The 12,214-nt window shown below is 51.6% G+C and carries 10 protein-coding genes; 5 read left to right on the top strand and 5 right to left on the bottom strand.

What is annotated here, in order from left to right; all coding sequences use genetic code 11:
• Nucleotides 1-11 precede the first annotated feature (11 nt).
• The 3 genes from AC27K1_RS01350 to AC27K1_RS01340 all read left to right on the top strand — a co-directional run bounded on the left by AC27K1_RS01350 (nt 12) and on the right by AC27K1_RS01340 (nt 3,511).
• On the top strand, nt 12-1,286 hold the full coding sequence (locus AC27K1_RS01350; RefSeq protein ID WP_487147718.1) for an MFS transporter: 1,275 nt from the start codon (nt 12-14) through the stop codon (nt 1,284-1,286).
• 78 nt (nt 1,287-1,364) lie between these two features.
• Complete coding sequence (locus AC27K1_RS01345; protein ID WP_487147716.1) at nt 1,365-2,384, top strand: ester cyclase; 1,020 nt, start codon at nt 1,365-1,367, stop codon at nt 2,382-2,384.
• A gap of 29 nt (nt 2,385-2,413) precedes the next feature.
• The gene (locus AC27K1_RS01340) at nt 2,414-3,511 is read left to right on the top strand and encodes a LacI family DNA-binding transcriptional regulator (protein WP_487147715.1); all 1,098 of its coding nucleotides are present in this window, start codon (nt 2,414-2,416) and stop codon (nt 3,509-3,511) included.
• 113 nt (nt 3,512-3,624) lie between these two features.
• Here the strand turns inward: AC27K1_RS01340 and AC27K1_RS01335 are convergent, their stop codons facing one another.
• Complete coding sequence (locus AC27K1_RS01335; RefSeq protein ID WP_487147713.1) at nt 3,625-5,196, bottom strand: hypothetical protein; 1,572 nt, start codon at nt 5,194-5,196, stop codon at nt 3,625-3,627.
• A 331-nt stretch (nt 5,197-5,527) separates the two neighbouring features.
• On the opposite strand from AC27K1_RS01335, the gene AC27K1_RS01330 reads away from it, so the two are divergent.
• A complete protein-coding gene (locus tag AC27K1_RS01330) occupies nt 5,528-5,863 on the top strand; it encodes a hypothetical protein (RefSeq protein ID WP_487147712.1) in 336 nt (111 codons plus the stop codon).
• A gap of 60 nt (nt 5,864-5,923) precedes the next feature.
• Here the strand turns inward: AC27K1_RS01330 and AC27K1_RS01325 are convergent, their stop codons facing one another.
• The 4 genes from AC27K1_RS01325 to AC27K1_RS01310 form a co-directional block, all read right to left on the bottom strand.
• Nucleotides 5,924-6,958, bottom strand: coding sequence for an MBL fold metallo-hydrolase (locus AC27K1_RS01325; protein WP_487147710.1), 1,035 nt, complete (start codon nt 6,956-6,958; stop codon nt 5,924-5,926).
• A gap of 34 nt (nt 6,959-6,992) precedes the next feature.
• A complete protein-coding gene (locus AC27K1_RS01320) occupies nt 6,993-9,464 on the bottom strand; it encodes a hybrid sensor histidine kinase/response regulator (protein WP_487147708.1) in 2,472 nt (823 codons plus the stop codon).
• Between the two features lie 89 nt (nt 9,465-9,553).
• Nucleotides 9,554-10,480 (bottom strand): glycerophosphodiester phosphodiesterase, encoded by a 927-nt coding sequence (locus tag AC27K1_RS01315; RefSeq protein WP_487147706.1) that lies wholly within the window; start codon nt 10,478-10,480, stop codon nt 9,554-9,556.
• An 80-nt stretch (nt 10,481-10,560) separates the two neighbouring features.
• Complete coding sequence (locus AC27K1_RS01310) at nt 10,561-10,704, bottom strand: hypothetical protein (protein WP_487147705.1); 144 nt, start codon at nt 10,702-10,704, stop codon at nt 10,561-10,563.
• A gap of 3 nt (nt 10,705-10,707) precedes the next feature.
• On the opposite strand from AC27K1_RS01310, the gene AC27K1_RS01305 reads away from it, so the two are divergent.
• Nucleotides 10,708-11,982: an MFS transporter gene (locus AC27K1_RS01305; protein WP_487147704.1), complete on the top strand. Its 1,275-nt coding sequence runs from the start codon at nt 10,708-10,710 to the stop codon at nt 11,980-11,982.
• Nucleotides 11,983-12,214: the final 232 nt, after the last annotated feature.

Genomic DNA, 12,214 nt, shown 5'->3' with positions numbered 1-12,214 from the left:
GATCACAATCCATGAATACCAAGGTCGATCAGGAAACCACCGTACTGGGGCCTGACTTCAGTATGGGCCGCCGAATCGCGGCTTTTCTCTCCATTCTGATTGTCTACTTCTTTTACTGTTATAACTGGATGGTCGACATTTTTGTCCGGCCGACACTGCTCAGTGAATACGGCTTCTCCCTGACCCAGGCGGAATCCATTTACTCCATGCTGTCCTACGGCACCGTACCCGGCACCATTATCTGCGGTATGCTCGCCACCCGCTTTGGCAAAAAGCGGACCCTGATGGGCATTGCCCTGCTCTTTTCCTCCATGACGTTCCTGCCGCTGATCAACCCGTCCAGCCAGCTGCTGTGGATGGCTGGTCGTCTGGCCACGGGCCTGGCGCTGGGCGGTGTCTTCGGCACCGCGATTCCGCTGGTTGCCGACCTGTTCCCGCAGAAGTACCGGGGCAAGCTGGCGGCGATCTGCACCAGTACCTTCTCCGTAGCCATCATGTTCTCCGGCCAGCTCTACGGCATGCTCGGGGATGCCAACTGGCAGCTGCTGGTGATGACCGCCGTGGTTCCGCCGGTACTCGGTGTCATCCTGATGTATTTCCTGGTGCCTGATGACGCCAGCCATATGAAAAAGCTGCGTGAAGACGCCGCCAGGGAAAACAAGAAGATCAGCTACATCGAGATGTACAAGGGCAAGTACTTCTTCATTGGCCTGGGCGCGATCCTGCTGTCCGGCGCCAACTTTATTGCCTATGCCCTCTACACCAACAACGCCACCACCTACCTCACCACGGTGCTGGGCATGACCGCCGCCACCGCCGGCGGGATCTACAGCGTACAGGGTATTGGCCAGCTGATTGGTTACAACTTCTGGGGTTACATTTCCGACAAGTTTGGCCGTCGTGTGCCGCTGATCGGGATGGCGCTGACCGGCGCCTGCATCTTTGTCTTCAACCAGCTCAATGCCAGCAGTGTCACGCTGTTCTACGTCCTTTCCTTTATGACAGGTTTCCTGTTTGGCTTCTCCGGCGCCTGGGGCGCTTACTATGCCGAACTGTTCCCGGAGAAATTCCGGACCCTGTCTTCAGGGATTTCCTTCAACGGCGGCAAGATTCTGCTGGCTACCCTCGCGCCCTTACTGACCGCACTGGCGGGTGGCAGCATGAACACCATCTTCTTCATCTCCATGGCCGTGGTGGTGCTGGGCGCCGTGCTCTGGTTCTTCCTGCCGGAAACCCTGGCCAAGAAACCGGCTGAAGAGAAGACGGAAAAACTCAAATACGCCTGATGGTGGGGCCGCGCAGCGGCCCACCTCACAAGATGAGATCGAACCATTGCGTTTTTCATCCACAGAGTAAGAACAGTGATGAACACGATTCATACTGAAAACAAAAAAGTCATCATGGATTTCAATGAGAGTATCCATGGTGCAACAGCGGATACCATTGGCGACATCGTCAGCCGCTATTATCATCCCGATGTTGACTGGAAAGGCCCGCAGCCTTTCAACGAACTGGAAGGACGCGACGCCCTGCTGGAAACCTTCTGGAAACCCTTCCTGACCGCGTTTCCGGACCTGGAGAAAGATGTTTACATGCATTTCGCCGGCAACGATACACAGTTCGCTGACCGTGACTGGGTGATCTCTTCCGGTAACTATGTCGGTACCTTCAAGCACGACTGGCTGGATATTCCCGCCACTCAAGGCTCTGTCTGGATTCGCTATATCGAATTCAACAAAGTGGTGGAAGGCAAGATTGCCCAGACCTTCACCCTGATTGATATCCTGGACCTTATGCGCCAGGCCGGCCTGCGCTTTGTGCCCGCACTGGCGCCGGAAATCCTGATTCCGGGACCCGCCACCAACGATGGCGTCATCCTGGGACAGGCCGATGAAGAAGCCACCCAGAAATCCTTCCAGGTGGTGTACGACATGATCTGGAAAGGACTGGAATCCTTCGAAGAGCAAGGCATGGGCAAGATGGGCCTGGAGCGCTACTTCGACAAGGACTTCATGTGGTATGGTCCCTGCGGTATCGGTTCCATGCGCGGTATCCGCGGTTTTGAAACCTACCACCAGCAGCCGTTCCTGAAAGCCGTTCCCGATCGCACCACGGTTGAAGACGAGAGCGACCGCGCCTTCTTCGCCGAAGGTAAATACTGCGCCTACATCGGCTGGGCAGGACTGACCGCAACCCATACCGGCCCTGACTGGCTCGGCATGCCGGCCACCGGCAAACATATCGTGATGCGCTGCGCCGACCTGTATCGCCGTGAAGGCGACCTGCTGGTCGAAAACTGGGTCATGCTCGATATCATCGACATCCTCATGCAGATGGGCGTGGATATCTTTGACCGGTTAAAACGCCGCGTTTACACGCTATAATCTCCGGCCTTTCGCCACCCCGGTTCGGGGTGGCGCCTGTCACGCCAGCCTGTGAAACCGATCCGGACATGAACGACACACGACAAATTGCCACCATGCCAGCCAAATCCACTTCGTCTTCACTGTCTGTTCACGATGTCGCCAGGGCACTCGGAGTTTCTACCGCTACTGTCTCCCGCGCGTTTACGCCGGGCGCCAGTATCTCGGAAAAAACCCGTCAACGGGTGCTGGAAAAGGCCAATGAACTGGGTTACCAACCCAACATCATCGCCAAGATGCTCAATACCCGGAAAAGTCACCTGGTGGGGCTTGTGACAGGTCCGTTGAACATCAACCCTTATTACGCGGATTTCATGACGGCACTCACCCAGGCATTACAGGCCCGGGGCTATCAACTGATGCTGTTCACCGCACGAAGCGACGAAGACATTTCGGACTCGGTGCTTCAGGCGATGCAATACCAGGCAGAAGCGATTGTGATCGCCAACGCGGTTCTCAGTCAGAAAACGGCCCTGAGTCTGAGCAGGAACAAGCGTCCGATCATTGCCATCGCACCGCCGTATACTGACCTCGAAGATACCAGCACGATCCACTTTGTTTCTGCAGACAACACCGATATGGGACGACAGGCTGCGGATATCCTGCTGTCACACGGTTACCGCACCCTGCAGGTTCTTTCAGGTCCCATGACCAACCCCATCAACCGGCAACGGGCGACACAATGCCTGCATTCCCTTGAGCAACAGGGCGTCACGACAGCGCATATCATCGCGGATGAAGACAGCTACACCGCCGGTTTTGACACGGCAGAGCAGATTATCACCCAACCGGTATTGCCAGACGCTGTACTGTGCACCAGCGATATTCTGGCCATGGGTTTTCTGGACAGGGTTAAGCAGCAAACCACGTTATCCGTCCCGGAAGATATCGGGCTTCTCGCCATTGATGGTACGTCCACTGCCCGCTTTCATGCTTATGATTTATCAACGATAGCGGTACCGTTCAGTAAAGAAATTCAGCGGATCATTGAGATTATCAGCGGGAAACTGACAACGGCGGAACGAACCCACCTCTTTCCCGGATTTTACATTTCCGGCAGCACATTGCCCGACAGGCAGAGGTGTTAATCTCCAATAACCATTGTGCATTAGATCAATCAGGAATCGGCAGATTGACAGCCAAACCAGGGTGAAACAGAAATTCCGCCTTTCTTTAAATTCAGGAAAGACGCCATGATTTTTTACGATCGTCCCTCTTGCTGTCTTCCAGCTTTTATTCTTTCCTCCTCTTCTTCTTTATCTCTTATCTTTGGAAAAACTTTTTTGTATGCTTTGAAATCTTCACCCAACATTTTTACAAGACGGCTCATCTTTTGTCTTCCAAAAACATTCTTTTCCGACATTTTATCTTTGAAACGATCATCCAACATATATTCATCAACAGAACGCTTTATCTCTTTAAATGTTTTCGACTCGACCCCTTCACCACTATGCAATTGATTATAAAACCCCACAACATCATTAATCTTATCCTGTAAGCTTAGTGTTCCACCTTCCGCACCTGCAGGCTCTGCCCGTTTTATCAATGTGCTTTGAAATGACTGCTCCCGACTGTGTTTTACTGATAACTCTTCGTCTCTTTTTTTCCTTTCTTCTTCGATTCTTTTTAGCACCCTCATATGCTCTTCTTCATCTTTTTTTAATTTCCTCCTCTGCTTTATATTTTCATTAATCTTTCCGTATAGAGATCCAGTAAATTCTTTCACTTCCTCTTCTCTGTAGAACTGTACCATTTCCGCTTCCATGTTTGCGCGTATTTTTTTACAATGCTGGATAATTGCTAAAGTAATAATATGACGTACTACAAGCTTGCTTAACCCTTGCCGAGACAGATAATCCATATAACGACAGAGTCCGACCCCCAAAATATCCTCATTATTATCTTTTTTCCACATATCGCTAATCATACTTCTGGAAACTGAATGAGAACAGGTATCGATATCATGCATTAAAGATTTATCATCCTTGATTGCTTTAACGGCTAACTTTTTTTCCACATCACCAAGCACATCATCTTTATCTGGCATAACTTCATGATTTTCATAAAGCTTCAACCAATCATTAATTTCCATATCATTTTCCTTTACGCTGTCATCCAGCACCCCTTTTAAATAAATCCTCATTCCTGCAAGACAAACTTCGCTAAAATGTTCACATAAACCATTATCAACAATAACACCGACAGCATCCTTATATTGCATGCCTATAGCCATGGAACTAAACTCTAAACAGAGCTTTCTAGAAGAAACAAAAGCTGAAAACAGTTTTTCAAGAATTACATCCACCGTCCCTGTAGCGACTGCCAATAAACCTGATAGGCCCAGCCCCGCGCATAAACCGTTTGAAAACAAAAGGTACCGCTCGCCATTATGCTTTTCCTCAGGCGTGTATTTATCAAAGTATTCCATCAGAAATCCATTGACACCAGCCGTCAACAGGGCACCGGATGCGCCAATAACACAACCATTGATAACCCGTGCGCGCCATGAACTCGTGAACCACGATCCTGTTTTCACGCACTTCAAAATGGCCGTATAGAATGCCACTTTACAATATGTAACACTGCGGGTTGCGATTCCCGGAGGCCTTAAGTCGACTTTTTTTATCGCTTGTGTCGCTTTGGATAGCTCTCCTTTCACTTCACTTGTCGCTTTGGATACCTGCGATTTTCTGCCTTTACGCCGTGGTTTCGCCCTTGACTTTTTCGGTATAGCACCGGGATTCCTCTGACCCTTCACACCTGAGGCTTCCATATATTCTCCTTTCACCGGTTGCGTTTTATCTATGAGAAAACCATTCCTGCAAAAAGTTCACTGGATGCTCCTTGCCTGACAAACTTGTCCGACAAAATAATCCGGCAGGTTGTACAACGCGATAGCGACTTTAAACGGCTGGTGCCCTGCCTTAATGACAGAAGCGCTGACACAAGCGGACAACCGTCGCCTGCATGTTTTAAGGTGTTATCCACCCTGACGCCCATCGTTTACAAAACCTGCCTGCGAAGTGGCCGCATTGCCAATCCTGGGCCACACTATTTACGTTATTTAAAAAAACCAGACAACACAGAATCACTCAGGACAAGCCATGCCACACCAACCTGCTCATACAGACATTGTTAAAGACATTGCCGTCGTTGCCGAAGGGATACCTGAATCAGAACGGCTGATGCCAGAGACGGAGATGACAATGTCCTACGATGATGCCCCTGAACATGTGAAGTTGGCTGTAGAAATTATCCGGCAGGTTGAGTTGCTGCATTTTGAAGACGATACCGTACTCGAAGCCGCCCTGCTGGTGATCCAGGATACCCTGAGAAAACTGCCCCAGCACGAGCGCCTGTCCTGGCGTCAGCGTCTTTGTGAAATATTGAAAGTGCCGAATGGTTCCGGTCGTCTGAAATCCGACCAGGAAACCATCTGATACCCTATTCGTCATCTCGGCATATCATCAAAAAGGGCAGGTCAAACCTGCCCTTTTTGATTACTGGCTGACGGGAAAATGCATCACGGCAAAGGTATCGGGTAAATACCATTTCGCGTCGTCTGCCTGTACTGTTTCAAGCCGCTGAATGAAGTTATCAATACTGGTCAATCGAATACCTTGTTGATCACCGGTCGGATCATTACCAAAGAAATCTTCCCAGTGGCCCAGGATACTGTTCCTTGGCTGTAAATCCGTCACCAACCCTTCCGGATAATTGTCGACCTGCTCAAACGCACCGACGCAATGAAAGGCAAGATCCACCCGACGCTCATCCGCAGCCGCCAGTTCCGGCACAAAACCCAGCGGCGGTGTACTGGCAGCATCCTGGTAATGCACCCGGTAAACGGGCTTACCTTCCTCATCAAGAAAATCGATTAAATAGGCAAAGGTCTTCCCCTCTTTCCAGCCAAACGAATGCCACGGCAAAGCAGGAAGATCTTCTTCATAGCGCCCCTGCATAAAGGTAATCCCCATCACATGGGGGGCATGTTCTGATTCGATGGCCATAATCCGGAGTTTGCCGCTGGGCGCATACAACCACTCACCGGCATCATTCCCTTTGGCTGCCCTACCATTCACCACCACAATGCGATCTTCGGAAACAGAACCAGCAATAGAATGCTTCATGGTTTGTGAACCATAGACCTGGGCTTTTAAGGCATGCTTTTCCATGACCCTGGGAACATCCATCAGGTGGTCATAATGCGCATGGCCGACGAGAATCATCTCCACATCGTCAACTTGAGGCATCAGTGCATCAATACGTTCATGGTCAGGAGCTATCGGCTGAAAAGGCCCCGGCGGCAAGCCCAGCAATGCCGGGTTACTGAAAGAAGGCGCAGTCAACAAGGCAGTGTCGCCATAACGAATCAGCAGACCGCCAACGCCCAGGTATTGCACGGTTACCTGGTCCGACTGTGAGTCCGTTTGTTCGGTTGTACCCGTTGCCACCGGTAAATGATCAACCGAGGTTGCACAGGCAACCAGCATCGATACCAGCAAAATCAATGAAAGCAACTGACTGACGCGCATGATGAGTCTCAACCCCCGGTCTGATTGTTATTGTTTAGTGCACAACATCCACTGCAGCCGTTTCATTGATAACAAGATACTCCCTGATCAGCTGCATAATGCGCTCACGGTTGAAAGGCTTGCCCACATGTTCATCCATACCCGCATCAAAGCATTTTCGCCTTGCCGTTGCAGATATATGGGCCGTTAGCGCAATAATCGGTGTCCGTTGCTTACCATGTTCACGTTCGTACGTGCGTATACGACGGGTGGCCTCGAAACCATCCATGCCCGGCATTTCACAATCCATCAACACCATGGCTACCGGCTGGTTCTGATGATCCTGCTGACTATAAATCGCTACCGCCTCTTTACCATTGCGGGCGTGAATGGGTGTCAGGCCAACCTGCTTGAGGAATTCAGAAACGACCAGCCAGTTAGTGTTATTGTCTTCCGCCACCAGTACCCGCTGTCCACACCCTGACAGCGGTATAGCCGGTTGATTAACCGCCGGAAAGATCGGTTGCTCTCCCGACAGGCTTGTGGCCAGGTTTGCCGTAAACCAGAAGCAGCTGCCTCGCCCCGGCTCACTGATGACACCGATTTCTCCCCCCATCAATTCCGCCAGCTGTTTGCTAATAGTCAGTCCCAGCCCGGAGCCACCGTACTGCCGGTTGGTGGCAGCATCCGCCTGCACAAATGACTGAAACAGACGCTCATGGAGTGATGTCGGTATGCCAATACCGGTATCCTTTACTGAGAAATAAAGCGTCAGCTGCCCATTTTCATCTTCATGATCGAGCCTCACCCTGACCGCAACCGCGCCTTTATCCGTAAATTTAAAGGCGTTACCCAGAAGGTTCACCAGGATCTGGCGAAGCCGGGTCGGGTCACCCGTCACCTGGGAAGGGATATCAGGTGCTATTTCCAACGACAGGTGAATATTTCGCAGCCTGGCCTCTGACTGAAACAGGTTCAATGTACGATTCATCAGATCAGGCAGATCAAACGAAAGGCGTTCCAGTTCCATACGCCCGGCACTAATGCGGGTATGGTCAAGGATATCGTTGATGATCGTCAGAAGAGACTGACCTGAGTCGTTAATCGTCTCCGTGTACTTTTCCTGCAACCGGTTAAGGGGCGTCTGTCGCATTAATTCGGTCACACCCAGAATGCCATTCAGTGGCGTCCGGATTTCGTGGCTGATTTTTGCCAGAATCTCACTTTTCGCGTTGCTCTCTGCCTGGGCGATCACGGCCAACTCGCGACTGCGCACCTGCTCTCGCCCCAGCAGGTAAAGCCGGTAACCCAAGCCAATCATTAACACGAAAAACTCACTGACAAAGGCGAGTTTGAGACCATAGATTGAGTCTGCGTAATCGTGAACAATCCCCAGGTTGGCCACCGCCACAAATACGCAAACGGAAATGAACAGTGTCCAGCCCGCCGTAAAGATCATGGCGGGCCGATCGCCCTGGATGGAACGTACCATCGCCTGACCGAAGATCCAGAAAACCAGGAAAGACTCGGGAATCACCACCGAGAAAGACGCCACGCTGTACGGCAGGAAAGGCGAACTGACCATAGCCAGCAGCATGTACCAGATCATGATGCGATTCAGGCGATCAGCTCGCGGCAGATATTCCGGCAAATGAAGATAGCTACGGGCAAATAACATGACAAAGATGGAATTCAGGCACTGGAAAACCACTACCGAGATTTCCTGGAATTTCAATGCATCCGGCCAGAAAGGAAAACCACTGCCATCGAGTGCCATCATTGCCAGCGTGGTAAACACCGCATGCATGAAATAGTAAAAATAAATCCGTTCCCGAATCGCCAGGAATATCAGCAGTGCGGAAAGAATAACCGTCAGACAAATCCCGTAAAACAAGCCATCCGCGGTATAGCGAAATTCAGACGTTTCAATGAGTGTCTTGAGGCCCGCAACGTAAAGCGGTATGTGCAGTGAGCTGGTGCTCTGCACTTCAATATAAAATGTTTGCGTCGCCTGCGGCGGTAATTCAAGGGGGAATGTCAGCTGTCGGGTACGAAAAGGTCTCTGTTCAAAAGGTTGTGCATCACCGCCCTGCACCACCCGGTATTGATCGCCCCCCATCAACGAAGAATCAGCGGATGGCGCATACAGATTCACATGATCCAGACGGGAAAAACTGGATTCAAGAAAAACACGGACAGCCCTGGAAGCAGGGTTCTGCAATGAAAATCTCAGCCAGACCGAGTCATCGCTATAGGCCAGGTTCAGCTGCCGGACCCTGACAGGCTGAAAATAGAGGGTTTGATTACCAATAATGTTGTCTGCTGTCGTACCGCTGGAAGGCGTAGCACGATACATTTCGAGATAGGGCGCCAGGGATTGGAAGGGCATGGTTTCATCAACCACTAATACACCCGCCAACGTCTTCTGCCAGGGCAGGCAGAGAGCAATCAACAGCAATGTACACCATACCGACAGACAACTGCGGTACGCCCCATGTACCCTGCCTGCAAAACTGTACGACAACATTTTTCTATTCTTGTTATGTGACAAGGCGACTACGTTACCGTTTCGCCTTTATTCCAGCAAGGGGCGAACGGCCACTGCAACCCTGTATTTCAGGTCAACAAGGCAAGTAGCCTTTCAGGGTCATCGGTTTCGATCCAGTCCACACCCAATCCTGCCAGCCGCTGTGCTTCCTGCTCATGATCCACATCCGGGTTATCGACGTAACGGGTATCCAACGGGAACAGGGTGTACGCACCTACCAGCATATTGCGCTGGTGAAATTTCTGGACGGTATCACTGTCTATCAGGATATGCTCTGCATCCACCACCGTAGAGTGCACAAATCGACCGATCGCATTGGCTTCCAGGAGTAGATTCAACAGGTTGAGCGCATTCTGGTTACCAGCCCGGTGACTCAGCCCGGTATCCGGCTCTGGCAACGCATTAAGCAGCGTGTCCAGCCAATCGCCCATGCCTTCCAGCATGCCGCCATCATAAGCAAAGCCGCTATGGATTCCCGGCAGTGCTTTCTCCAGTTTACGCAGCATGAAGAAATCAAATGAGGTACTGATGACATTGTCCTGCCTGCCCGACGCCTTGATGACACGACCTACTTCCGTGCCGGTATGACGGCGTGACCAGTTGGGCGCATAGGCTTTCATCTCGATATTGATCAGCAAGCTGTCGCCACACTCGTCCAGCACTTCTTCCAGCAATGGAATCCGTTCTTCCGAAGGGTACTCAACGACAGTGCCATCGCCCCGATCAATCCGCCGCCGGATGCGCAGTTGTGACACTTCATCCCAGGTCATCTCCGTGATTGAGCCGGGGACACCGGTCAGACGTTCCGTCTGTTCATCATGAAAAACCACAATCCGGTCATCCCGTGTTTTAAACACATCCAGCTCAATGCCATCGACGCCCAGTTCAATAGCCTTGCGAAATCCAGCCAGCGTATTCTCCTGATGCGCCAGCGGTACTCCACGGTGCCCCAGCACCAGCGACCGGTTTTTATCGGCAAAAAATCCATTTGTCATTGTTCTGTTTCTTACGCGTTCTGATCGGTCACACGATCATAAGACAGTGGAACATCCTTTTGCCAGACTTGCTCTCGAGTTCAGAAATAGCCCAGCGGGGTGGCGCCATCGCTCACCATCAGGTTTTTGACCTGTTGATAATGTTCAAGCGTCATTGAATCGGTGCAATCCGGAGAAACGACTAGACTCCTTCGTCTGGTTACACGTTCGGTAGTCCCATTCATGATATGAAAAACATCCATCAACACAGGCCGGTCTTTATCATCTGCACTGGCGCCATTGCACAATGGCTGGAATTTTCAGCCTATCTTTACCTGGCGCCACGCCTTGCGCAGCTGTTCTTTCCGGAGCAGTCCCCGTCTGCGGCACTGCTCTCTGTCTTTGGCCTGTTCACGATTGCCTATATCACCCGTCCCCTGGGTGGTTTTCTCTTTGGTTTCCTGGGGGATCGCTATGGTCGCCGCCTGACACTGACTCTGTCCGTCCTGATCATGGCGTTGGCAACAACCGGCATCGGACTGCTCCCCACCTGGCACAGTATGGGTTTACTGGCGCCGCTGCTGTTGCTGATCTGCAGGATTTTTCAGGGCATCGCCATCGCGGGCGAATTCACCAACGCGGCCGTTTTCATGATCGAACAGGGGCGAGGTAATCCCTGCCTGGCGGGCTCATGGGCCAACTGGGGCGCCAACCTGGGGGTAGCACTTGGCGCATTGGTCACAGCGTGGGTCAGCCTGCCGATAATGCCGGACTGGGCCTGGAGAATCCCTTTCCTCCTCAGCTGTGTCACCAGTCTGATTGCCCTGTTGATCAGGCGGCGTCTGCTGGAATCCCCCGCGTTTGACGCCACAAAAGCCCGGTCACTCACGCCGGGGAACGTACTGCGTGAGTTGATCCGCCATCATAAGCAAAGCAGCCTGATCGTCCTTCTTGTCGGCGCCTTTGCGGGTGTCACCCTGTATGTGGGCAATATGTTCTGGTGCAGTTATGTCGCCAGCCATGGCTATTTCTCGCCAAGCCAGGCAAATGTCATTGCGTCGCTGGATATGGGAGTCGAGTTCATTGCACTGCCCTTGATGGCGATAGTGGCTTACCGGGCCGGTATCAGAAAAATCATGGTGGCGGGTTTACTGGTAACCGTGGTTGGCGCCGGGCTGAATTTTTACCTGGCAGAGCGTGGGGACAGGCTCACCAGCATGCTGACGATGGCAGTATTCGCGCTTGGCATCGCCACGTTTGAAGCGCCCATGTTCAAGTTTCTCTTCGACCTTTTCCCGGCACGAATTCGTTGCACCGGCATTGCACTGGCCTGGGCGGTTGGACAAAGCCTTTTCTCAAGTCCTTCCCCCATGCTGGCACAGTGGCTCAGTGACCAGTATGACTGGCTGGGCGGCGTGATCTGCATTTTCCTGGTATGTTCGGGAGCGCTGGCAGCGATTGCTATTCACACAAAACACCATAACACGCCATGCCCGAAGGCTGTGGATATTGCTTCCCCCTGAAAATCAGCAATATCAGCCACCTGCAACCCAGCGACGCTTCCAGCCAGCATCCATAAACATAAACAGTCGTTTACATTTAGCCATCGATCCTGCCATTAACCTGTCTGAAATGACGACTCTCCAACCCGGGTACGGGTTTGGCCATTTCATTTATGCTGTAATTATGGATTGACAGATATCGTGTGATAATTTCTTATCGCGCGTTTTTTAAACACCAGTTTTTCACACTGGC

It is taken from the genome of Kistimonas ophiarachnellae, from assembly GCF_057552235.1.
Note: the sequence above shows the minus strand (reverse complement) of the source record. Positions and strands in the feature narration are given on the sequence as shown.